Annotated in this window: 21 protein-coding genes; 13 read left to right on the top strand and 8 right to left on the bottom strand. The window is 55.9% G+C overall.

The annotated features are described in order from the left end of the window. Positions 1-5 precede the first annotated feature (5 nt). Positions 6-794 carry a 4,5-DOPA dioxygenase extradiol gene (gene ygiD, locus LCD46_19280; GenBank protein UOY70160.1) on the top strand — a complete coding sequence of 263 codons (789 nt, stop codon included), beginning with the start codon at positions 6-8 and terminating at the stop codon, positions 792-794. Positions 795-886: 92 nt separating this feature from the next. On the opposite strand, the gene LCD46_19275 is transcribed toward ygiD, so the two are convergent. The 3 genes from LCD46_19275 to tolC form a co-directional block, all read right to left on the bottom strand. Beyond that, positions 887-2047 carry a glutathionylspermidine synthase family protein gene (locus tag LCD46_19275; protein UOY70159.1) on the bottom strand — a complete coding sequence of 387 codons (1161 nt, stop codon included), beginning with the start codon at positions 2045-2047 and terminating at the stop codon, positions 887-889. Between the two features lie 2 nt (positions 2048-2049). Beyond that, on the bottom strand, positions 2050-2715 hold the full coding sequence (locus LCD46_19270; protein ID UOY70158.1) for a DUF1190 family protein: 666 nt from the start codon (positions 2713-2715) through the stop codon (positions 2050-2052). A 161-nt stretch (positions 2716-2876) separates the two neighbouring features. Then, positions 2877-4355: an outer membrane channel protein TolC gene (tolC, locus tag LCD46_19265; GenBank protein UOY70157.1), complete on the bottom strand. Its 1479-nt coding sequence runs from the start codon at positions 4353-4355 to the stop codon at positions 2877-2879. Positions 4356-4559: 204 nt separating this feature from the next. Between tolC and nudF the strand changes: the two genes are divergently transcribed. The 5 genes from nudF to parE are packed head-to-tail and all read left to right on the top strand — an operon-like array spanning position 4560 to position 8968. Next, positions 4560-5192: an ADP-ribose diphosphatase gene (nudF, locus tag LCD46_19260; protein UOY70156.1), complete on the top strand. Its 633-nt coding sequence runs from the start codon at positions 4560-4562 to the stop codon at positions 5190-5192. Then, positions 5189-5611: a DUF1249 family protein gene (locus tag LCD46_19255; GenBank protein ID UOY70155.1), complete on the top strand. Its 423-nt coding sequence runs from the start codon at positions 5189-5191 to the stop codon at positions 5609-5611. Before nudF ends, LCD46_19255 begins: the two co-directional genes overlap by 4 nt. A gap of 27 nt (positions 5612-5638) precedes the next feature. Next, the gene (gene cpdA / locus LCD46_19250; protein UOY70154.1) at positions 5639-6466 is read left to right on the top strand and encodes a 3',5'-cyclic-AMP phosphodiesterase; all 828 of its coding nucleotides are present in this window, start codon (positions 5639-5641) and stop codon (positions 6464-6466) included. After that, complete coding sequence (gene yqiA / locus LCD46_19245) at positions 6466-7047, top strand: esterase YqiA (GenBank protein ID UOY70153.1); 582 nt, start codon at positions 6466-6468, stop codon at positions 7045-7047. The genes cpdA and yqiA overlap by 1 nt, the downstream gene beginning before the upstream one ends. A 28-nt stretch (positions 7048-7075) precedes the next feature. Continuing rightward, complete coding sequence (gene parE, locus LCD46_19240; GenBank protein UOY70152.1) at positions 7076-8968, top strand: DNA topoisomerase IV subunit B; 1893 nt, start codon at positions 7076-7078, stop codon at positions 8966-8968. Positions 8969-9005: 37 nt separating this feature from the next. Here the strand turns inward: parE and LCD46_19235 are convergent, their stop codons facing one another. Then, positions 9006-11147: a TonB-dependent siderophore receptor gene (locus LCD46_19235; GenBank protein ID UOY70151.1), complete on the bottom strand. Its 2142-nt coding sequence runs from the start codon at positions 11145-11147 to the stop codon at positions 9006-9008. Positions 11148-11532: 385 nt separating this feature from the next. Between LCD46_19235 and LCD46_19230 the strand changes: the two genes are divergently transcribed. Genes LCD46_19230 through LCD46_19210 form a run of 5 tightly spaced genes read left to right on the top strand, consistent with a single transcriptional unit; the run spans position 11533 to position 16207 of the window. After that, positions 11533-12345, top strand: a complete 813-nt coding sequence (locus LCD46_19230; GenBank protein UOY70150.1) for an ABC transporter ATP-binding protein — start codon at positions 11533-11535, stop codon at positions 12343-12345. After that, the gene (locus tag LCD46_19225) at positions 12342-13325 is read left to right on the top strand and encodes an iron ABC transporter permease (protein UOY70149.1); all 984 of its coding nucleotides are present in this window, start codon (positions 12342-12344) and stop codon (positions 13323-13325) included. Before LCD46_19230 ends, LCD46_19225 begins: the two co-directional genes overlap by 4 nt. Continuing rightward, positions 13322-14362, top strand: a complete 1041-nt coding sequence (locus LCD46_19220) for an iron ABC transporter permease (GenBank protein UOY70148.1) — start codon at positions 13322-13324, stop codon at positions 14360-14362. The genes LCD46_19225 and LCD46_19220 overlap by 4 nt, the downstream gene beginning before the upstream one ends. Before the next feature lie 10 nt (positions 14363-14372). After that, positions 14373-15323, top strand: coding sequence for an iron-siderophore ABC transporter substrate-binding protein (locus LCD46_19215; GenBank protein UOY70147.1), 951 nt, complete (start codon positions 14373-14375; stop codon positions 15321-15323). Next, positions 15320-16207 (top strand): MurR/RpiR family transcriptional regulator, encoded by an 888-nt coding sequence (locus LCD46_19210; protein ID UOY70146.1) that lies wholly within the window; start codon positions 15320-15322, stop codon positions 16205-16207. Before LCD46_19215 ends, LCD46_19210 begins: the two co-directional genes overlap by 4 nt. Positions 16208-16252: 45 nt before the next feature. Here the strand turns inward: LCD46_19210 and LCD46_19205 are convergent, their stop codons facing one another. From LCD46_19205 to qseB, 4 genes are all read right to left on the bottom strand, one after another. Further along, positions 16253-16567 (bottom strand): antibiotic biosynthesis monooxygenase, encoded by a 315-nt coding sequence (locus LCD46_19205; GenBank protein UOY70145.1) that lies wholly within the window; start codon positions 16565-16567, stop codon positions 16253-16255. A 31-nt stretch (positions 16568-16598) separates the two neighbouring features. Further along, a complete protein-coding gene (locus tag LCD46_19200) occupies positions 16599-17180 on the bottom strand; it encodes an NAD(P)H-dependent oxidoreductase (GenBank protein UOY70144.1) in 582 nt (193 codons plus the stop codon). 105 nt (positions 17181-17285) lie between these two features. Next, entirely contained in the window at positions 17286-18623 is a 1338-nt protein-coding gene (qseC, locus tag LCD46_19195; protein UOY70143.1) for a two-component system sensor histidine kinase QseC, read from the bottom strand. Then, positions 18620-19279, bottom strand: a complete 660-nt coding sequence (gene qseB / locus LCD46_19190; protein UOY70142.1) for a two-component system response regulator QseB — start codon at positions 19277-19279, stop codon at positions 18620-18622. The genes qseC and qseB overlap by 4 nt, the downstream gene beginning before the upstream one ends. Before the next feature lie 138 nt (positions 19280-19417). Here qseB and LCD46_19185 point away from each other — a divergent pair, with 138 nt between their 5' ends. Further along, positions 19418-19819 carry a YgiW/YdeI family stress tolerance OB fold protein gene (locus LCD46_19185; protein UOY70141.1) on the top strand — a complete coding sequence of 134 codons (402 nt, stop codon included), beginning with the start codon at positions 19418-19420 and terminating at the stop codon, positions 19817-19819. Positions 19820-19937: 118 nt separating this feature from the next. After that, positions 19938-22196 (top strand): DNA topoisomerase IV subunit A, encoded by a 2259-nt coding sequence (parC, locus tag LCD46_19180; protein UOY70140.1) that lies wholly within the window; start codon positions 19938-19940, stop codon positions 22194-22196. Positions 22197-22264 lie beyond the last annotated feature (68 nt).

Raw genomic sequence — 22264 nt, 5'->3', positions numbered from 1 at the left:
TCATCATGACTTCTTCCCGTATGCCAGCCCTGTTTTTAGGCCACGGCAGCCCAATGAACGTTCTGGAAGACAACGTCTATACCCGCGCATGGCGTAGCCTGGGCGAGACGCTGCCGCGTCCAAAAGCGATTGTGGTGGTATCCGCGCACTGGTTCACCCGGGGCACGGGCGTGACCGCCATGGAAGCGCCTAAGACAATTCATGATTTTGGCGGCTTCCCGCAGGCGCTGTATGACACGCACTATCCGGCCCCCGGCTCACCTGAGCTGGCACAGCATCTGGTGGAGCTGCTTGCTCCTGTTCCGGTGGCGCTGGATAAAGAAGCCTGGGGTTTTGACCATGGCTCCTGGGGCGTGCTGATTAAAATGTATCCTGATGCAGATATCCCGATGGTGCAGTTGAGCATCGACAGCACCAAACCGGCTGCCTGGCATCTGGAGATGGGTCGTAAGCTTGCAACCCTGCGTGATGAAGGCATCATGCTGGTGGCAAGCGGTAACGTGGTTCACAACCTGCGAACGGCACGCTGGCACGGCGAGAACACGCCCTATCCGTGGGCGACCTCTTTTAATGATTACGTCAAAGCGAATCTGACCTGGCAAGGCCCGGCTGAGGAGCATCCGTTAGTGAACTATCTGGATCACGAAGGCGGTTCGCTCTCTAACCCGACGCCGGAACACTTCCTGCCGCTATTGTACGTTCTAGGTGCGTGGGATGGTCAGGAGCCGGTTACGATCCCGGTCGACGGTATTGAGATGGGGAGCCTGAGTATGCTTTCGGTGCAGGTGGGGTAATAAAAGCAAAACGGCAACCTCAGGTTGCCGTTTTTAGTGTTTGCACCCTCTCTCTGTGGGAGAGGGGCTGGGTGAGGGCATCAGGCCGCGGTCTATTCAACAAAAATATGCGGATAGAATCGTGACAGATCCTGCGTGATCAGGGCGCGATCTTCGCGGATGCCAATCCCGGCTGGCCGATCGTTGATGAGCCAGCTGCCAATCAGCGTGTAGCTGTCGCCAAATTTCGGCAGTTGATAAAATTCCTGGACGATCATCCCTTCTTCGCCGTAAGGCCCTTCAACCGCTTCCAGCGTTTTGCCGTTTTCGATAATCGACACGTTCGCCCCTTCACGGGAGAAGATCGGCTTCACGACGTATTTCTCCATTTGCGGATAATCATCTTCCGCAAAATACGCAGGCAGCAGGTTAGGATGGTTCGGGAACATTTCCCACAGCAACGGCAGCAGGGCTTTGTTGGAGATAATGCTCTTCCATGCGGGTTCCAGCCAGCGTACGCCTGCATCTTCCAGCTTCGTGGAGAACATTTCGCGCAACATATATTCCCACGGGTAGAGCTTGAACAGGTTGCTAATCACCTGATCCTGCAGGTCGGTAAACTGACCTTTCTCACCCAGACCGATATCTTCGATATAGAGGAATTCGGTTGCCACTTCCGCTTCGGCGGCGCAGTCCTGCAGATACTGAACCGTCCCGCGATCTTCTTCCGTGTCGCGGCAACAGGCGAGGTGCAGCAGGTTGAAGCCAAATTGTTCGCGCAGCTCGGCAAAACGCTCTATCAGCTTTTCCTGCAGGCTGTTGAACTGATCGCTTCCTTCCGGCAGGTTTCCGGCATTGGCCTGGTCTTCCAGCCAGATCCACTGGAAGAACGCCGCTTCGTATAAAGAAGTGGGCGTGTCGGCGTTATTTTCAAGAAGCTTAGGTTCACCCACGCCGTCCCATGCCAGGTCAAGGCGAGAGTAAAGCGAAGGCTGATTCGTTTTCCACGACTGACGGACAAAGCTCCAGGTGTGCTTTGGAATGCGGAATTTTGCCATCAGCTCGTCGCTGTCGATGACTTTATCCACCACCTTGAGGCACATCTGGTGCAGCTCGGCCGTCACTTCTTCCAGTTTCTCAACTTGGGCGAGCGTGAGTTTGTAATAGGCATCTTCACACCAGTACGGCTCGCCGTACATGGTGTGGAAGTTAAAACCGTATTCGGTGGCTTTTTCGCGCCAGTCCGGGCGCTCGGTGATACTGACTCGCTCCATGATCAGCCGCCCATTGAGCGAGTAGAGGAGCCTGTCGCGCTACGCTGCATGCTGGTCTGCTTCGCTACGGATTCACCAAACCCGCCACGGGTGATGGTGCTGGTGGTCGCAGGCTTCGGCGCCATCGCCGTTTTCGGGACGGTCACAGTGCGGCCTGGGGTTGCTGCGCCGTAGCCTTTGCCGCTGGCGTCGGTGTATTGACCATAAGCCGGGCTGGCCGGGTTTTTCGAGCTAAACAGCGGTTGCTGCTGATAACCCGCACCGCCACCCATCAGACGGCCCATCATATAACCTGCCATCAGCGGCATCCAGAAACTGCCGCTGGACTGCGCCTGTGCCTGATTTTCTGGCGCAGTGCCCGCCTGAGCAGGCGTCTGCTGGCACTGACCTTCACCGAACTCAGCCACACAATCTGCGCGTGAAGCATATTTCGGTGCGGTACGTTCTGCTTCTTTCAGGGCGTTGTTATAAGCAGTCTTACATTCAGCGGCGTTACCGGTTGCCGTTGAGCAGTCTTCCGCATTTTGATACAGCGAAACCGTTTCATCGGTTTTCTCACAACCAGCCAGCATAAAGACAGCCGTAACTGCCAGCGCAACAGGGGTGAGGTGACGCGCGTTCCAGCTCTTGCGGAACGATGCGTGATTTATGGATTTTGTCCGTTTCATCTTTGTCTTCCAGGACCCAGTGGTAATAACGCTCAGGATAGAGGATGAGTGGTTGAAAATGAAGCGAAGAGGGGGGGAATCAGGGGGATCTTTACGTTGGCTTACGTTCGGGTGTGATTCAGATGCGCCCTCTCCCCGTGGGAGAGGGCCTGATGACAATCTTAGTTACGGAACGGGTTATTACCTTTGCTGGCGGACGTGGTCGTACGCGCGGCGGCAGGCTGTGCAGCAGGGGCGTTGCTGTTAGCGTTGAAGTTATCTACGGCGGCAACCTGATCAGGGTTCTCAGGTGCAACGCTGTCCGGCGACGTTGAGACCGGTTTGCCCAGTGCGCTGTTCAGCATCTGCAGGTCTTGCTCGTTCAGCGTACCCAGAGCCTGTTTGATGTTCAACTGGTTAATCAGGTACTGGTAACGTGCGCTGGAGAGCTGTTGTTTCGCGTTGTACAGCGTGGTGGTTGCGTCCAGCACGTCAACGATAGTACGTGTACCCACGGAGTAGCCCGCTTCCATCGCATCCAGGGAGCTCTGTGCAGACACAACGGCCTGTTTATAGGCGTTGATGCTGCTGATTGAGGCGTTCACGTTGTTGAAGGATGAACGTACGGTCTGCACCACGTTGCGGTGGGCACTTTCCAGCTGCTCGCTCGCGCCAACAAAGTTGTACTGCGCCTGTTTCACCTGCGAGTTGACCTGGCCGCCCTGATACAGTGGCAGGGAGAAGTTCAGACCCACTTTGTTCTGACCCATATTGCTGTCGTCATACTGGGCTGAGTTCGTTTTGGAGCCGCTGTAGGTCGTATCTGAAATACCGGTAGATGCACTGAGGCTCAGGGTAGGCAGGTGGCCATCCTGTGCCTGACGAATCTGTTCGCGGGCCAGATCCTGGCTCAGACGCGCCTGCAGCAAGGTCAGGTTACGGTTTTCCGCTTCTTTCAACAGGGCGTTGACCGCCTGCGGTTTATCCGTTTTGAAGCTGTCCACGTTCAGAGACGCCAGCTCAGGGTAGTAATTCCCGGTGACCTGACGCAGTGATTCCAGTGCGTTGTCGAGGTTGTTACGCGCGGTCACTTCGTTGGCCAGTACGCTGTCGTACTGTGAACGGGCGTTCTGCACGTCAGTGATCGCAACCAGACCTACGTTGAAACGCTGTGTGGTTTGATCTAACTGGCGGTAAATGGCCTGTTTCTGCGCTTCGGTGTAGGAGAGCGAGTCAATCGCGCTCAGCACGTTGAAATAAGCTGTGGCGGTGTTCAGAATCAGCGTTTGCTGGTCAGTCTGATAGGTCACATCCTGGATGCCTGCGCTCTTTTCCTGCAGGGTCAGGGCACGCCATTTGGACATATCAAACAGCGTTTGTGTCAATTGCAGTGAGGCGCTGGTAGCATTGGAGTTGACGCCGTTAGCGTCGCGGAAACCGTTGCTGTAGGTATAATCTGCACCTAAACCTAACTGTGGCAGCAATGGGCTACGCGCTTCGTTAATCTTTTCAAACGCAGCATCACGATCGGCCGCTGATTTACGTAAATCAGGGTTGCCCAGACGTGCCTGCTGATAGACCTGTAACAGGTTTTCCGCCTGGCTCATTGCACTGAAGCCCGTCAGGCTCAGGCCGATAAGGATGGGGAGCAATTTCTTCATTTGCATTCCTTGTTGTGAAGCAGTATTAGCGCTGATCTAATTAAAAAATAATTGCCGATTCTAACAGAATCTTCCATACCAAAAGGTTGGCGTTACGTGCCATCTGGCGGTAATTTGCACCAATCTAACATATAGCCTTGCAAACGGCAGCCAAACAGCCTTGAAATTCACAATTTCATCACCATTGCTACCAGGACTCGACTCATGCAGAAACCAGAAAAGTTGCCCGTGACATTCGCCAAAAACGATGTAGAAATTATTGCACGAGAAATGCTTTATAGCGGTTTTTTTTCGATGGAACTTTACCGTTTCAGGCATCGCCTGTTTAACGGTGAAATGAGCGGCGAAATCAGACGCGAAATTTTTGAGCGCGGGCATGCGGCAGTCTTGCTACCCTTTGACCCAGTGCGCGACGAAGTTGTGCTGGTGGAACAGATCCGAATTGCGGCTTACGACGTCAGCGAGAGCCCGTGGTTACTGGAGATGGTAGCCGGGATGATCGAAGAGGGCGAATCGGTCGAAGACGTTGCCCGCCGTGAGGCACTGGAAGAAGCAGGATTGGTGGTGGGACGTACAAAACCGGTGCTGAGCTATCTGGCAAGCCCGGGGGGCACCAGCGAGCGCCTTTCCATTATGGTAGGCGAAGTGGATGCCACGACGGCGGAAGGGATCCACGGTCTGGCAGATGAAAACGAAGATATTCGGGTTCATGTGGTGAGCCGGGAACAGGCTTATCAGTGGGTAGAAGAGGGGAAAATCGACAACGCAGCGTCTGTCATCGCCCTGCAATGGCTGCAACTGCATTATCAGACATTACGAAACGAGTGGAAAAAATGAAGCGTTATACACCTGACTTCCCAGAAATGATGCGCCTGTGCGAAACCAATTTCGCACAATTGCGCCGCCTGCTGCCGAAAAATGACGCACCCGGCGAAACGGTAAGCTATCAGGTGAGCAACGCGCAGTATCGGTTAACGATAACAGAATCAACGCGCTACACTACGCTGGTGGAGATTGAGCAAACGGCACCCAGTATTAGCTACTGGAGCCTGCCGTCGATGACGGTGCGCCTCTATCACGATGCAATGGTCGCTGAAGTGTGTTCAAGTCAGCAGATCTTTCGCTTCAAGGCACGGTATGATTACCCGAATAAAAAGTTGCATCAACGCGACGAAAAGCATCAAATTAACCAGTTTTTAGCTGACTGGCTAAGATATTGTTTAGCACATGGAGCAATGGCGATTCCGGTTTGTTAGCGTCATAAACCTACCTAAGGACACCATTTGGAAAGCCTGTTGAACCTGACTGTTGCTGGTGGGGCGCCAGTCAGGATATTACAAATCACCGATACCCACCTTTTTGCCGAAAAGCATGAAACTCTGCTGGGGGTCAACACCTGGGAGAGCTATCAGGCGGTACTTAGCGCCATTCACGCTGAAAATCGTGCATGCGATCTGATTGTCGCAACGGGCGATCTGGCGCAGGACCAATCCTCCGCGGCCTACCAGCATTTTGCTGAAGGCATCGCGAGCTTCAGTGTGCCTTGCGTCTGGCTACCTGGAAACCACGATTTCCAGCCGGCTATGTACAATGCCCTCCAGGATGCGGGTATTTCTCCGGCAAAATGTGTCTTTGCGGGTGAACAGTGGCAGATCCTGCTGCTGGATAGCCAGGTGTTTGGTGTCCCGCACGGTGAGTTAAGCGAGTTCCAGCTCGACTGGCTGGAGACCAAACTGGCTGCTGAACCTGAACGTCATACGCTGTTATTACTTCATCATCACCCTCTGCCAGCGGGTTGCAGCTGGCTCGATCAGCACAGTCTGCGTAATTCTGCTGCGCTGGATCGCGTGCTGGCGAAATTCCCGCGTGTGAAGAATCTCCTGTGCGGACATATCCATCAGGAACAGGATCTCGACTGGAATGGTCGCCGTATGCTGGCGACGCCATCGACCTGCGTTCAGTTTAAGCCGCACTGTGCCAACTTTACGCTTGATACCATCGCACCAGGCTGGCGCTGGCTGGAACTGCATGCTAATGGTTCGCTGACCACGGAAGTCTGTCGTTTGACAGGCGCAAAATTCCGTCCGGACACCGCTTCAGAAGGCTATTGATGTCTACGCTCCTTTATCTACACGGATTCAACAGCTCGCCGCGCTCCGCAAAAGCGACACAGTTTCGCCAGTGGCTGAGCGAGCATCATCCCGATGTTGAGATGATTATCCCGCAGCTGCCTCCTTACCCGGCGGAAGCCGCGGAGATGCTGGAATCTATTGTGCTTGAACACGGCGGCGAATCATTCGGTGTGGTCGGCTCATCGCTGGGCGGATACTACGCCACCTGGCTCTCGCAATGCTTTATGCTGCCCGCAGTTGTTGTTAACCCGGCGGTACGGCCATTTGAGCTGCTCCGTGACTTTCTTGGCGCAAACGAGAACCCCTACACCGGCCAGCAATATGTGCTAGAGTCACGCCATATTTACGATCTCAAAGTTATGCAGGTTGACCCGCTTGAAGCGCCGGATCTTATCTGGCTGCTGCAACAGACGGGTGATGAAGTGCTGGATTACCGCCAGGCAGTGGCGTATTACGCATCCTGCCGCCAGACTATAGAAGAGGGCGGAAACCATGCTTTCACGGGCTTTGAGAATCATTTCACCCAGATTGTCGATTTTCTTGGACTGCACAGCCACTGACAATCAATGCGAATTGCTAGTTTAAATCATGACGCAAACCTATAACGCTGATGCCATTGAGGTCCTCACCGGGCTTGAGCCGGTTCGCCGCCGCCCGGGGATGTACACCGATACGACGCGCCCAAACCACCTGGGCCAGGAAGTTATTGATAACAGTGTGGACGAAGCGCTGGCGGGCCATGCCAAACGCGTTGACGTCATCCTGCATGCCGATCAGTCGCTGGAAGTCATTGACGACGGACGCGGTATGCCGGTGGATATCCACCCGGAAGAGGGCGTCCCGGCCGTTGAGCTGATCCTCTGCCGGCTGCATGCAGGCGGCAAGTTCTCCAACAAAAACTATCAGTTCTCTGGTGGTTTACACGGCGTGGGGATCTCTGTGGTTAACGCCCTGTCTAAGCGCGTGGAAGTAAACGTCCGCCGTGATGGTCAGGTCTACAACATCGCGTTTGAAAATGGTGAGAAGGTGCAGGATCTGCAGGTCGTCGGCACGTGCGGTAAACGCAACACCGGCACCAGCGTTCACTTCTGGCCTGACGAAAGTTTCTTCGACAGCCCGCGCTTCTCCGTTTCCCGCCTGACGCACCTGCTGAAAGCCAAAGCGGTGCTCTGCCCCGGCGTGGAAATCACCTTTAAAGACAACGTTAACAACACCGAGCAGAGCTGGCGCTATGAAGACGGTCTTAACGACTATCTGTGCGAAGCGGTAAACGGCCTGCCGACGCTGCCGGAAAAACCGTTCGTCGGCAATTTCACCGGCGATACCGAAGCGGTGGACTGGGCGCTGCTGTGGCTGCCGGAAGGCGGTGAGCTGCTGACCGAAAGCTACGTTAACCTGATCCCCACCATGCTCGGCGGTACGCACGTCAACGGCCTGCGCCAGGGGCTGCTGGACGCGATGCGCGAGTTCTGCGAATACCGTAACATTCTGCCGCGCGGCGTGAAGCTGTCGGCGGAAGATATCTGGGATCGTTGCGCCTACGTACTCTCTGTGAAAATGCAGGATCCGCAGTTTGCCGGTCAGACCAAAGAGCGTTTGTCGTCACGTCAGTGTGCGGCGTTTGTCTCCGGCGTGGTGAAAGATGCGTTTACCCTGTGGCTGAACCAGAACGTTCAGGCGGCAGAGATGCTGGCTGAAATGGCCATTTCCAGCGCCCAGCGTCGTCTGCGTGCCGCGAAGAAAGTGGTGCGTAAAAAGCTGACCAGCGGCCCCGCGCTGCCGGGCAAACTGGCGGACTGTACCGCGCAGGATCTCAACCGTACCGAACTGTTCCTCGTGGAAGGCGACTCGGCGGGTGGATCGGCCAAACAGGCGCGCGATCGTGAATACCAGGCGATCATGCCGCTCAAGGGTAAGATCCTGAACACCTGGGAGGTCTCTTCAGATGAAGTGCTGGCCTCGCAGGAAGTGCATGATATCTCGGTGGCGATCGGCATCGATCCTGACAGCGACGATCTGAGCCAGCTGCGCTACGGTAAGATCTGTATCCTTGCGGATGCGGACTCCGATGGTTTGCACATCGCTACGCTGCTGTGCGCACTGTTTGTGAAGCACTTCCGCACGCTGGTGAAAAACGGCCACGTTCACGTGGCGCTGCCGCCGCTGTACCGTATCGACCTCGGCAAAGAAGTGTATTACGCGCTGACGGAAGAAGAAAAAGCGGGTGTGCTGGAACAGCTGAAGCGTAAGAAGGGCAAACCGAACGTCCAGCGCTTTAAAGGGCTGGGTGAGATGAACCCGATGCAGCTGCGCGAAACCACGCTGGATCCCAACACGCGTCGTCTGGTGCAACTGACGATCAGTGACGAAGACGAGCAGCAAACCAACGCGATGATGGATATGCTCCTTGCCAAGAAACGTTCGGAAGACCGACGTAACTGGCTGCAGGAGAAAGGCGATATGGCGGATATTGAAGCCTGATGCTGAAAAAGCCCTGCGATGCAGGGCTTTTTTTATGTCAAAACTCCATCTTCACCGTAAACTGCACTTCGCGCGGGTCGCCAATCTGGTTGCCCAGGTTATTGGTCGCGATAGATGAGGTGTAGTAAGTCTTATCAAACAGGTTCTTCACGTTCACCTGCAGCGTCACCGGATACTGCAGTTTCATCTTATAGGCCGCAAAGGCATCGGCAACAAAATAGCCCGGTAAATAATAGTCCGCGCCGTTGGTCGCTGAGCGACGGCTCACGCCGTGTCCACCCCCGCCAAGCGTCAACGTATTTCCGCCGATCGCATTGTGAATGTCATAGGTCAGGAACAGTGAGCCGGTATGGCGTGGCACGTTCGGCAGCGGTTTGCCTGCATAGTCCGGGTCTTCCAGCACTTTTGCGTCGGTATAGCCGTAGCTGGCAATAATATTGGTGTTTTCCGTCAGGGACCCTGCCAGATCCACCTCTACACCCTGCGAACGCACACGCCCAGCGGTTTTTGCGACGGTTTCTCCCGCGATGCTTTCGGTGTACAACACGTTGCGTTTGTGAATATCAAACAGTGCGATATTGGCAGTAATACCGTCAAACAGGTCAAACTTAGCGCCAATTTCATACGCATTTGATGTTTCTGGCGGCAGATCGCCGATGTAGCTCGCAATGGACGATTGCGGCATAAACGTCTGGGAATAGTTGGCAAACAGCGAGACCGCTGGCGTGAGTTTGTAAACCAGCCCCAGCTTCGGTGTCCACTGGTCGTCGCGGCTGTCGGTATTGACGTTGAACGGGCGACCTTTACCGGCGTACTGTGTGTAATACTGATAGCGTAATCCGGCGACGGCGATCCATTTATCGGTCAGGTACAGCGCGTCCTGAGCGTAGGCGGAGTAGCTCTCTTGCTTGATGGTCTGGTCGCTGTCTGACGCTGAGACAGTGGTGCACTTGCTAAGGTTGCCATACGTCGGGTTATAGATATTGAAATCTTTGACGTTTTTACAGCGGATCATATCCGTACGCAGCAGATCGTAATTCTCATACGATACGCCGGTCAGGATCTCGTTGTAGAAGCCAGCGATGTCCACATTCCCCTGCAGATCCGCACGCGACGTATGCATCCGCTGGGTCGAGCCTTGCGTCGCATCTACGCGGCGGGTCAGGTTGCCAGTTTTTGAATCGTAGGCCATTACGCGGGCCTGGTTATCGCTGTATTTATCCTGGCTAAAGCTGTAGTCGAACTTTGCGGTCCACTGGCTGTTCAGGCGATATTCTGCGTTGAGCTGCGCCAGGTCTGACTGACCATCGGTGATGTTAAACGGTTCATCAAAACGCGTTTTGCGATCAACGTTTACCGGCTGTTTGGTGTTGAGATCGAAGATCGTTCCGCGATCGAATGGTGTCTTATAGTCGCGATGCGAATAGAGCACGGTCACGGTGGCATCATCGCCAAACCAGGTCAGCGACGGTGCGATAAAGGTGCTGCGCTCGTTGCCAAAATTGCGCCAGTAATCTTCGTCCTGATACTCACCCGTGAGACGATACGCCAGACGCGTGCCTTCAATTGGGCCGGTAACATCAACCTGGCCGGTACCGCCGCCAAAGCTGGAAGAAGTGGCAGAAAGTGAGCCGCCGAAGGTCTTCTCCGGGCGTTTAGTGACGACGTTAATCAAACCGCCAGGATCGAGAATGCCATACAGCGTTGAGGCCGGGCCTTTAAGCACTTCCACGCGCTCGGTTGCGGCATTAAAACTGCGCGGCAGGACGGTGCGCAGACCGTTGGTCATGATTGACCCGTCGCGGTTCGCGCCAAACCCACGACGAACAAATGCATCCTGCGTACCGCCCAGAGTATTGGTTTGCACCACGTTGCTGACGTTATAGAGCGCTTCATCCAGCGTAGTGGCGTGCTGATCTTCCAGCACCTTATCGCTGACGGTATTGACCACCTGCGGGATATCCAGCATTGGCATGTTGGTCAGTGTCGCGGTGGAGGTATTCAACGGCTGATAGCCATTTGTAGCATCTGCCGTGGCATTCGGACTGGCGATGACGGTAAGCGTTTCGCCGTCTTTAGCCGTTGTGTTGTCCGCTGCCTGTACCAACGGCGCCATAAACAGCAGTGAAAAGAGCGCGCGCCCTTTTGCCCCAGAGAGAGAAGGTGTGTACGTAGCCATTACATCTGTTTTCCCGAAATATCCCGCACATGAATGTTTGCGGAAGAATGTGTGAGTCATTGCCCTTAATGGTCTGTCCGTTAGCCTGTTCAGGCATCGAACATGTAATTGAGAATCATTCAATCACGTGAGAATGTAGTAGTAAATGGAAAAAAACAAAAATCGACTACAGCCGAAAATCACACGTAAAAACGAAACGAAATTGCATTTAACGTGATGAAATTAATGTATTTATGAGGTTTTGTGTTTTCGATTAATTTCTTGCTTATCCCTGTTTTTGCCAGGGTGTTTCTTCGCTTGACTACTACATGGCGCCGCGTCAAACTTCTCAAAAGAGAATGAGTTTTATTTTTATTTGTTAGTTTTTCATTACGTTGGCGTTCACGTGACTTACAACACGAAAAAATCGGGACTGGTTCTGGAGAACCTCTCTGCGGGTTATCAGAAAAAAATCATCGTTGATGATATCTCCCTTGCGATCCCTCAGCAGAAAATGACGGTGCTGGTAGGGGCGAACGGCTGTGGAAAGTCCACACTGTTGAGCACTATCGCGCGACTGCTGCAGCCGCTCGGGGGCACCGCGCTGCTGGACGGTAAAGCCATTCATGAGCAGCCGACCAAAACGGTTGCCCGTCAGTTGGGTATCCTTCCTCAGTCTCCGCTGCTGCCGGAAGGGTTAACCGTCTTTGAGCTGGTTTCTCGCGGGCGCTTTCCCTGGCAAAATTTTATGCGCCAGTGGAGCGACGAGGACGAACGGGCTGTTGAAGAGGCGCTTCACCTGACGGGGACGGCGGAGTTTGCGCATCTGTCGGTCGAAAGCTTGTCCGGCGGCCAGCGCCAGCGCTGCTGGATCGCCATGGCCCTGGCGCAGCAAACGCCGTATATCCTGCTGGATGAACCGACAACCTTTCTCGATCTCCGCTATCAAGTGGAGATCCTGGAATTGCTGCATACGCTGACCCGCCAGCACGGACGCACCGTCGTGGTGGTGCTGCACGATCTTAATTTCGCGGTGAACTACGGTGATTCACTGATCTTTTTACGTCAGGGGAAAGTTGAAGGCGTATTGCATGAGGGCGATGCCTGCACGCCGGAACTGATCAAAGCGGTGTTTGATGTCGACGTGCATATGTCGGTTAACCCGTTAACCGGCAAACCGTTTTTTATGCCGTTTCGTCAGGTCACTGAAAAACCATGATACGCACGACGCTGGCTTTTATTCTCTTTGCGTTACTGCTGATGATGGGGGCGATCGCCCACCTGGGTATCGGCGCGCGCGTTATTCCTCCGCTGACGGTGGTCCAGGCGTTTTTTGATTTTAATCCCCATAATTTCGATCATAACGTCATTATCAAATTAAGACTGCTGCGCCTCAGCGCCGCGATGGTGACAGGCGCCGCGCTCGGCGTGGCGGGCGTCCTGCTGCAGTCCGTGATCCGCAACCCGCTCGGTGAACCGCATATTCTGGGGCTGAATGCCGGTGCGGCGCTGGCGGTGGTGCTGACGAGTGCGCTCGGAATGACGCTGCCGTTTGGTCGCCCGCTCGTTGCCGCCGCCGGTGCCGCCGCGCTGTTTTTGCTGGTGCTGATGTTCTCCTCGTCTGGCCGCACCGGGCTCACACCCATGAAAGTGACGCTGTGTGGCGTGGCACTGTCGGCATTTGCCTCATCAGTGACTGCCGCAGTCCTGATTCTGGATGAACAGACCCTGCTCGCCCTGCGAACCTGGCTGGCGGGGGATTTAGCGGGGATAAAACAAGAAACGCTCCGGAGTGCCCTGTGGGCTGCTGCTGCCGGTTTTGTTCTCGCTATCGGAGTGTCGCCGTCGCTCAATATGCTGGCTCTGGGCGACCGGATGGCGCAGGGGCTTGGCGTATCGCTGCTGAAAACTCGCCTGCTCGCCCTGCTGGCCATCGCGCTGCTCTGCGGTGCGGCCGTCTCTATCGCCGGGCCGATTGGCTTTATCGGCCTGGTCGTGCCGCAGCTCATTCGCCGTCTGGTGTCGGTCGATTTACGCGTGATGGTGCCGCTGTCTGCCCTGTGTGGCGCGCTGGTTCTGCTGCTGGCAGATATTGCCGCCCGTACATTGTTTACGCCCTGGGAGCTGGCAACCGGCATCATGACAGCCCTGGTTGGCGCACCAGTCTTCATTTTCATGGCGTCGAGGATGTTCAAATGAACCGGGCCGGACTCCGCGCGATCCGTATTGGTCGCCTGTCGGCATTGGTTCGCCCGAAGACGCTGGCATGCCTGGCGTTTTTAGCACTGGTGGCATTAAGTCTGCTGGGCTTTGGTCTGACGCACGGTTCGTTGCCCATTCCCACCTCCGCTATTGCCCGCGCGCTGTTTTCTCCTGAAGGTCTGACAGCAGAGGCGCACTATATCGTGATGGATATTCGTCTGCCGCGCCTGCTGATGGCGATACTGTGCGGCGCAATGCTCGGTATGGCCGGGGCGGCCATGCAGTCCATCACCCGCAATGGCCTGGCCGATCCCGGTCTTATTGGCGTGAAAGAGGGCTGCAGTGCGGCAGTGCTGGTGCTGATCTTTCAGTTCCCGGAGTTGAGCCTGGCCTGGCGTCCGCTGGCAGGAATGGCCGGGGGACTACTCACTGCGATGCTGGTGATCTTGCTGGCGCGTGATATTTCGCGCCCGCGATTCATCCTGATTGGCATCGGCGTGTCATGGGCCTTTGCTGCTGCAATGGGCGTCTTTATGACCACCGCCGACGTGCGTGACGTGCAGACGGCAATGCTCTGGCTGGCAGGAAGCCTGCATGCGGCAAACTGGACGCTGGTGGGGCTGGCTGCACTCTGGACGCTTCCCGCGTTTGCGTTGTTACTGTTTACCGCGCGCGCCGCCGATGTTGCGTTACTCGGTAATCAGGCCGCAACAGGCCTGGGCGTGCGTACAACCCGACTGGCGCTGCTGCGCGTTCTCGCCCCGGTGGTGCTGACGGCGGCCTGCGTCTCCTGCGTAGGCAGTATTGGTTTCGTGGGACTCATTGCCCCGCATATGGCACGTCTGCTGCTGCGTGGTGGGCAAACCGCGCTCCTGACGGGAAGTGCTGTGCTGGGTGCGCTGCTGGTGCTGCTGGCGGATAACGTTGGCCGTCTGGCATTTCTCCCGCTGCAACTGCCAGCGGGAATTGTGATTTCATTGATTGGCGGACCGTTTTTCCTGCTGTTGCTCTGGCAGCGTCGGGACAGATTTTAGGGGACTGAGGATGCGCGTACTTTTTTCGATGTTGTTGCTGGTCGGGTTTGCGGTGAGCGCGGCAGAACCGACTCAGACATTTACCGATGATTTGGGGCGCAAGGTTGTTGTGCCAGTTCATCCGAAACGGATTGTCTCGCTGCATGACCTGGATATCACCATCCCGCTCATTGAGCTTGGCGTACCGCCGGTAGCCAGCCACGGCCGTACGCGACCGGACGGCAGCCATTTTCTGCGCTCCAGCGGCATGCTAACGGGCGTCGATTTCGATAATTCCGACATCAAGTTTATCGGCACTGCGGATATCGACATTGAGGCCATCGCCGCTGCAAAACCGGATCTGATTATCACTGAGCCGACCCGCAACACGCCGGTGGAACAGCTGCAAAAAATTGCCCCGACGGTGAGCATCGATCATCTCGACGGCGGTGCGCCGGAAATCTACCGCAAACTGGCGCAACTTACCGGAACGCAGGCGCGACTGAAGATCCTGGAGCGCCGCTATAAGGAACAAATCAACGCGCTGAAAGCGACGGTGGATACCCGTAAAATTAGCGTATCAGTGATTCAGGCGAATCAGGGAAAGATTAACGCCATGCACAGCTACCACTCGTTGGGGCGTGTACTGCGTGATGCCGGGTTCACCTTCCCGCCGCTAATTGAGGCCATCCCGGAAGGGGGACGGATTGACGTCAGCGCCGAGCGCCTGCCGGAGCTGGATGCTGATTTCGTCTTCGCCACCTGGCGTGGGGATACGGGCGGTAAACCGCAGGACGAGCTGGCAGCGATGGAGGCGGTAATGCCTGGCTGGTGTCAGTTCCTGAACGCCTGCCGAACCGGACACTACGTGCTGATCTCACGTGAAGAGGCCATCTCGAATTCCTTCGCGTCTTTAGGCCTGATGGCCGCGCAGGTGCAATCGCAGATCGCCGGGCGACCACTGCCGGAGGCAGCACGGTGATCCGCAAAGAGAAAGGGCGCGTGGATGTCTACGGTGACCGCTTTCGTTCGCGTGCGCACCAGTTGACGCCGCGCGTGCTGCAGGTGGCAAGCTATATCAATGAGAACCGCGAAGCGGTGATGGAACAGACCGCAATGGAGATCGCGACGCAGTTGAAAACCTCGGATGCCACCGTCGTTCGCGCCATTCAGGCGCTGGGGTTCGCCGGGCTGCGCGATCTCAAACAGACGCTGGAGCAGTGGTTTGGCCCAGTGGTCAGTTCCAGCGAAAAGATGTCTACCACGGTGAATACACTGACCAGCGACGTCAACGCGAGCATTGATTTTGTGCTGGAGGGACATCAGCACACTCTGGACGTGTTATCCGAACCCCACAACCGCTATGCGATGGCTCAGGCGGTCTCACTGCTGGCACAGGCGAGGCAGGTCGCGATTTTTGGTATCGGCGCATCGGGTATTCTGGCCGAGTACACCGCCAGGTTGTTCAGCCGTATGGGATTACCCGCCACACCGCTTAACCGCACAGGAATAGGGCTTGCCGAACAGCTCATCGCCCTTCAGCGCGGTGACGTGCTGGTGATGATGGCCCAGAAATCCGCGCACCGGGAGGGGCAAACCACGCTGCGTGAAGCAAAACGTCTCGGTATTCCGACTATCCTGCTGACCAACGCCCTGGACTCGCGTTTCAGTAAAGAGGCCAGCGTGGTGATCCACGTCCCGCGCGGCGGTGAAAAGGGCAAAATCCCACTTCATGGTACGGTACTGCTGTGTCTGGAGATGATTATTGTGTCCGTCGCCTCCACCGAGCCGCAGCGCACCATCAAATCAATGAAGCGGATCAACGAGTTTCATCGGGGATTAAAACCGGGGAAGAAAAGCAGCTAAAAACAAAGCCCGGTGGCGCTAGCGCTTACCGGGCCTGGGGGAAACTTAAACCCCTTGCTCCAGAATACGGATGTGGGTTTCCAGCACGTCACCCTTCACCGCGTCGCTCCACGCTTTCATGTGCGGGGTCTGCAGGTGCGCTTCAAGATGCGCGACGGTTTCCCACTGCTCAACCATGATGATCGAGTCCGGCGCGGTGGCCTGGAAGCTGGCGTCAGTGGCGGCATCCACCATTGGCGCGTAGCCATGGCAGCCTTCTTCTTTCAGTACGGTCGGGATAATTTTCGCGAACTGATCCAGCACCGCCTGACGGTGATGTTGACCTGGACGAGTACGGATTTCTGCGATAACGGTAAGCATGTTTACTACTCCTTTAATTCCAGGCTACCAGTTAAGCAAAAATTTCCGCGAGATGCTTGCGATATTCTGCGATATAGCGTGGGACATCAGGCATTTTAATCACGTCGTTGACGATAAAGGTTGGCAGCGGATCCATCCCCAGGAACTGGTTAGCCTTATGGAACGGCAGGTATGCGCCGTCAACGCCTACGCCTTCGAAGAACTGATCTTTCTCGGTGAAGGCTTCCAGCGGGGCGTTCCAGGTCAGTGACAGCATATATTTTTTGCCCTGAATCAGACCGCCTGAACCGTATTTTTTGGACGCGTCAGAGCGGGTGCGGCCATCGCTGGCATACAGAGAGCCGTGACCTTCAGTGAACACGTCATCCATGTATTTTTTCACGGTCCACGGCGCGGCCATCCACCAGCCCGGCATCTGCCAGATCACCACGTCAGCCCACAGGAAGTTCTGCACTTCGGCTTTCACGTCATAGTTGCTGTCTGCACGCACGACCTTAACATCATGCCCGGCGTCGCGCAGGAAACCGTCCGCGACCTCGGTCAGGGTGTCATTCAACTGGCCTTTAGAGTGCGCAAATTCTTTTGCACCGTTAATAATCAGAATGTTGCTCATTATTTGTCCTCGATGATGAGAGTATGGCGGGTATTCTACGCGCGAGGACGAAGCGGAAAAATGAGCAAAATGTGCAAAGTCTTTTGCGCTAAATGCAATAATCCCTTACCAGCTGACCTTCACTTCAAAACCGCCTTCCGCCGCATTGCTTAATGAAACACGCATACCGTGCAGGGCGGCGATGCGCTTCACAATGGATAATCCGAGCCCGCTGCCCATGGCATCCTGACCCGGTGGTCGATAAAATCGCTCGCCGAGGCGCGCCAGCGCATCAGGCGAAATACCAGGGCCGTTGTCGCGTACGGTAAAGCTTCGGGTGTCCAGCGTCACGTCCACCACGCTGCCTCGCGGGCTATAACGAATGGCGTTATCCAGCAGGTTGCGAACAAGCAGGCTCAGGAGCAACTGCTGACCCGTGCGTGTAACCTCTGGCGCATTGATGTTCAGCCGGATATCAATGCCTGCCTGTTGAGCGGGATGCCAGATATCCAGCACGGCCGACTGCAGTAAATCGGCAAGGGTAATCGGTTCGACATCGTCAAGATTATCCAGTGAATCCAGACGCGACAGCGTAAGAAGTTGATCCACCAGCCGGGACGCACGGTCAATACCCGCATGCAGTTGTGTGAGCGCTTTTGCCTGCGCCTGCGGATCGTCCGAGGAGAGCTGTGCCACGTCAGTTTGCACTTTCAGGGCCGCCAGCGGACTGCGTAATTCGTGGGCGGCATCGGAGGTAAAACGGCGCTCGCGGGTCATCATCTCCTGGGTGCGGGCGAACAGATGATTCAGCGAGTCGAGCAGGGGGCGCACTTCCGTGGGGACACCCTGAACCGTCAGCGGTTCGGTGGCATCTGGCGAGCGGGAGCGCAGGGTCTGCGCCAGTTTTTTCAGCGGCCTGAGTTCACGGCTTAACAGAAGGATTAGCAACAACAGCATCACGGGGAGCGCCACCAGCCACGGCGTAAGCTGCGAACTGACTATATCCAGCGCCATATCCTGCCGGTACTCCCACTCCTGGCCGATCACCACGCGGTACTTTCCGTCGGGGGAGGTCAGCCATAAAAAACGCCACTCGTCGTTGTCGCCCTGTAGCTGCCCGTTATCAAACCCGTCGCGGCGATAGTGGTACGGAATATCGCGCCCGTTTTCCCCGTCGTTCAGTATCATTTTGCCGTCGACGGTATAGATGGCGAAAGCCAGCGCGTCGTCATCCAGACGACCATGCTTCGCTTTCTTTGGGATCTCACGCATGCGCTCGGGGGCACGGATCTCATCAAGATCCATTGTCAGCAGCCGTTTGGCAAATAGCATTTGCTGGGTATCAAACAGCTTATCGAGCTTGTGTGTCGTCTGCTGCCAGGCGACCAGGCTGGCGGCAAACCAGGCCGTCAGAGAGAGCAGCAGGAAGAGAAGCGTCAGGCGAAGTTTCAGGCTCAGTTTCATGCGTCACCCAGGGTATAGCCGATGCCATGCACGGTGCGGATAAACTCGCTGCCAAGTTTACGGCGCAGATGATGGACGTGAACCTCGATGGCATTGCTGGAGACCTCATCGTCCCAAGTATACAGTTTTTCTTCGATCAGCTTACGCGGCAACACCCGGCCTGCATTACGCATCAGCAGCTCAAGCAGCGCGAATTCTTTGGGTTTGAGCGTCAGCGTTTCGCCGTCCAGCGTGGCGATGAGACGGGTCGGATCGAGCGTGACGTTGCCGTGTCGAAGCTCGCTGCGTGCCTGTCCATGGCTGCGGCGGACCAGTGCTTCGAGACGGGCACCGACCTCGATCAGGGCGAACGGCTTACAAAGGTAATCATCCGCGCCCAGACGCAACCCTTCAACACGCTGGTTCAGTGCATCCCGCGCGGTCAGGATCAGCACCGGTTCGCTGCGCCCGCTTTCGCGCCAGCCACGCAGGATCTCAAGCCCGTCGATTTCCGGTAACGTCAGATCCAGCACCACGGCATCATACGGCGCGCTATACAGTGCAGCCTGACCCGTTTTTCCGTCGGTAAACCAGTCCACGCTAAAGCCCATTTTGCCTAAACCCGCTTTGATGCCATCGCCGATTAACCTGTCATCTTCTACCAGTAAAATGCGCATGTTCCCTCCTTGATGTCGTCAGTAAACCCTCTGTAAGCGCCTGCTGTACAGCAATAATAAATAAATTTTTCCCTTAAGAAGTTGTTAAGGATTACCCTGTTAAATGGACTGCGAAACCAGATTAAAGGGAGAGTTAATATGAGAAAATTCGCTGCAATTGCCGCCATCATGATGATGACCACTGCCCCTGTTTTTGCTGCACAGGGTGGATTTAACGGCCCGTCGGCCACACAAACCCAGACCCAAACGCAGGCAGGCGGCTTTGTCGATAATGACGCGAACCTCACCACCGCGGTGAAGGTGAAAGAGATGAAGGATGACAGCTGGGTGAAGCTGCGCGGGAACATCACCCAGCGCCTGTCCGACGATCGCTATACCTTCCGCGATGAGACCGGCACGGTCAACGTGGAGATTGACCACAAGCGCTGGAACGGCGTGACTGTAAGTCCACAGGATAAAGTGGAAATCCAGGGTAAGGTCGATAAAGAGTGGAACGACTTCGAAATCGACGTGAAGCAGGTTATTAAGCTGAACAAATAACCCGGAAAGGGCCGCATAAGCGGCCCTTTTTCTTTGTGACTCAACACGGCAGATAAGGTAGTATCTGCGGCAATATTGCCTGAAACCCTTCGGTTTCTGAGTTGAGGAATCACACGTAATGAGCGATATGGCAGAGCGCCTCGCGCTACATGAATTCACGGAAAACGCCTACCTGAACTACTCCATGTACGTCATCATGGACAGGGCGTTGCCGTTTATCGGGGATGGCCTGAAGCCTGTTCAGCGCCGCATCGTCTATGCGATGTCCGAGCTGGGGCTGAATGCCAGCGCCAAGTTCAAGAAATCCGCCCGTACCGTTGGTGATGTACTGGGTAAATACCATCCACACGGCGACAGCGCCTGTTATGAAGCGATGGTGCTGATGGCACAGCCGTTCTCTTACCGCTATCCACTGGTGGATGGCCAGGGGAACTGGGGGGCGCCGGACGATCCAAAATCCTTCGCAGCGATGCGTTATACCGAATCCCGTCTGTCTAAATATGCCGAAGTGCTGCTGGGCGAACTGGGTCAGGGAACCGTTGACTGGGTGCCAAACTTCGACGGCACGCTGCAGGAGCCGAAGATGCTGCCTGCGCGCCTGCCGAACATCCTGCTGAACGGCACCACCGGTATCGCGGTTGGTATGGCGACAGACATCCCGCCGCACAACCTGCGTGAAGTGGCGAAAGCCGCCATCACCCTGATTGAACAGCCGAAAACCTCGCTGGACGAGCTGCTGGATATTGTGCAGGGGCCGGACTATCCAACCGAAGCGGAGATCATCACCTCCCGCGCGGAAATCCGTAAAATCTACCAGAACGGTCGCGGCTCCGTGCGTATGCGCGCGGTGTGGACCAAAGAAGACGGTGCGGTGGTGATCACCGCGCTGCCGCATCAGGTCTCCGGCGCCAAAGTGCTGGAACAGATTGCCGCCCAGATGCGCAATAAGAAGTTGCCGATGGTGGACGATCTGCGCGATGAATCGGATCACGAGAACCCGACTCGTCTGGTGATCGTGCCGCGTTCCAACCGCGTGGACATGGAGCAGGTGATGAACCACCTGTTTGCCACCACCGATCTGGAAAAAAGCTACCGCATCAACCTGAACATGATTGGCCTCGACGGGCGTCCGGCGGTGAAAAACCTGCTGGAGATCCTCACCGAATGGCTGACGTTCCGCCGCGATACGGTACGCCGTCGTCTGAACCACCGTCTGGAGAAAGTGCTTAAGCGCCTGCATATCCTCGAAGGTTTGCTGGTGGCGTTCCTCAATATCGACGAAGTGATTGAGATCATTCGTACCGAGGACGAGCCTAAGCCTGCATTGATGTCGCGTTTTGGCATCAGCGAAACCCAGGCCGAAGCGATCCTCGAACTGAAACTGCGCCATCTTGCCAAACTGGAAGAGATGAAGATCCGCGGTGAGCAGAGCGATCTGGAAAAAGAGCGCGATCAGCTGCAGGCGATCCTCGCGTCCGAACGCAAGATGAACAACCTGCTGAAAAAAGAGCTGCAGGCCGATGCCGATGCTTTCGGCGACGACCGTCGTTCTCCGCTGCACGAGCGCGAAGAAGCGAAGGCAATGAACGAGCACGACATGCAGCCGTCCGAACCGGTGACCATTGTCCTGTCGCAAAGCGGCTGGGTGCGCAGCGCTAAAGGCCACGACATCGACGCGCCAGGGCTGAGCTACAAAGCGGGCGACAGCTTCAAAGCCGCCGTGAAAGGTAAGAGCAACCAGCCGGTGGCGTTTATCGATTCTACGGGCCGTAGCTACGCGATTGACCCAATCACGCTGCCTTCCGCGCGCGGGCAGGGCGAGCCGCTCACCGGCAAGCTGACGCTGCCGCCGGGTGCCACGGTTGACCATATGCTGATGGAAGCCGACGAGCAGAAACTGCTGCTGGCGTCTGATGCCGGTTACGGTTTTATCTGTACCTTTAACGATCTTGTCTCGCGCAACCGTGCCGGTAAGGCGCTGATTAGCCTGCCGGATAACGCCCACGTTATGCCGCCGCTGGTGATTGAGAATGAGAGTGACATGCTGCTGGCGATCACCACCGCCGGGCGTATGCTGATGTTCCCGGTTAGCGATCTGCCTGAACTGTCAAAAGGCAAGGGTAACAAGATCATCAACATCCCGTCGGCGGAAGCAGCGAAGGGTGAAGATGGTCTCGCGCACCTCTTCCTTCTGCCGCCGCAGAGCACGCTGACCATTCATGTCGGTAAGCGTAAAATCAAACTTCGTCCGGAAGAGTTGCAGAAGGTCGTCGGTGAGCGCGGCCGTCGCGGTTCACTGATGCGTGGCCTGCAGCGTATTGACCGCGTGGAGATTGACTCTCCTGCACGCAGCACCGCAGGTGACAGCGAAGAGTAATGTCGTGATATCCCCCTCTGTCCGGAGGGGGAGTTTCAATAAAATTTCCCGTAAAATCGTTGTTAATT

This window comes from Enterobacter ludwigii (assembly GCA_023023105.1).
Lineage (GTDB): Bacteria > Pseudomonadota > Gammaproteobacteria > Enterobacterales > Enterobacteriaceae > Enterobacter > Enterobacter adelaidei.
Note: the sequence above shows the minus strand (reverse complement) of the source record. Positions and strands in the feature narration are given on the sequence as shown.

What these genes read in the sequence shown, in the direction of transcription:
- LCD46_19270 (UOY70158.1), bottom strand. Translation starts at nt 2,715, where the DNA reads ATGAAACGGACAAAATCCATAAATCACGCATCGTTCCGCAAGAGCTGG.
- qseC (UOY70143.1), bottom strand. Translation starts at nt 18,623, where the DNA reads ATGAAACTGAGCCTGAAACTTCGCCTGACGCTTCTCTTCCTGCTGCTC.
- parE (UOY70152.1), top strand. Translation starts at nt 7,076, where the DNA reads ATGACGCAAACCTATAACGCTGATGCCATTGAGGTCCTCACCGGGCTT.
- LCD46_19275 (UOY70159.1), bottom strand. Translation starts at nt 2,047, where the DNA reads ATGGAGCGAGTCAGTATCACCGAGCGCCCGGACTGGCGCGAAAAAGCC.
- LCD46_19200 (UOY70144.1), bottom strand. Translation starts at nt 17,180, where the DNA reads ATGAGCAACATTCTGATTATTAACGGTGCAAAAGAATTTGCGCACTCT.
- tolC (UOY70157.1), bottom strand. Translation starts at nt 4,355, where the DNA reads ATGAAGAAATTGCTCCCCATCCTTATCGGCCTGAGCCTGACGGGCTTC.
- LCD46_19205 (UOY70145.1), bottom strand. Translation starts at nt 16,567, where the DNA reads ATGCTTACCGTTATCGCAGAAATCCGTACTCGTCCAGGTCAACATCAC.
- qseB (UOY70142.1), bottom strand. Translation starts at nt 19,279, where the DNA reads ATGCGCATTTTACTGGTAGAAGATGACAGGTTAATCGGCGATGGCATC.
- LCD46_19225 (UOY70149.1), top strand. Translation starts at nt 12,342, where the DNA reads ATGATACGCACGACGCTGGCTTTTATTCTCTTTGCGTTACTGCTGATG.
- LCD46_19215 (UOY70147.1), top strand. Translation starts at nt 14,373, where the DNA reads ATGCGCGTACTTTTTTCGATGTTGTTGCTGGTCGGGTTTGCGGTGAGC.
- yqiA (UOY70153.1), top strand. Translation starts at nt 6,466, where the DNA reads ATGTCTACGCTCCTTTATCTACACGGATTCAACAGCTCGCCGCGCTCC.
- parC (UOY70140.1), top strand. Translation starts at nt 19,938, where the DNA reads ATGAGCGATATGGCAGAGCGCCTCGCGCTACATGAATTCACGGAAAAC.
- LCD46_19185 (UOY70141.1), top strand. Translation starts at nt 19,418, where the DNA reads ATGAGAAAATTCGCTGCAATTGCCGCCATCATGATGATGACCACTGCC.
- LCD46_19220 (UOY70148.1), top strand. Translation starts at nt 13,322, where the DNA reads ATGAACCGGGCCGGACTCCGCGCGATCCGTATTGGTCGCCTGTCGGCA.
- LCD46_19235 (UOY70151.1), bottom strand. Translation starts at nt 11,147, where the DNA reads ATGGCTACGTACACACCTTCTCTCTCTGGGGCAAAAGGGCGCGCGCTC.
- nudF (UOY70156.1), top strand. Translation starts at nt 4,560, where the DNA reads ATGCAGAAACCAGAAAAGTTGCCCGTGACATTCGCCAAAAACGATGTA.
- LCD46_19255 (UOY70155.1), top strand. Translation starts at nt 5,189, where the DNA reads ATGAAGCGTTATACACCTGACTTCCCAGAAATGATGCGCCTGTGCGAA.
- ygiD (UOY70160.1), top strand. Translation starts at nt 6, where the DNA reads ATGACTTCTTCCCGTATGCCAGCCCTGTTTTTAGGCCACGGCAGCCCA.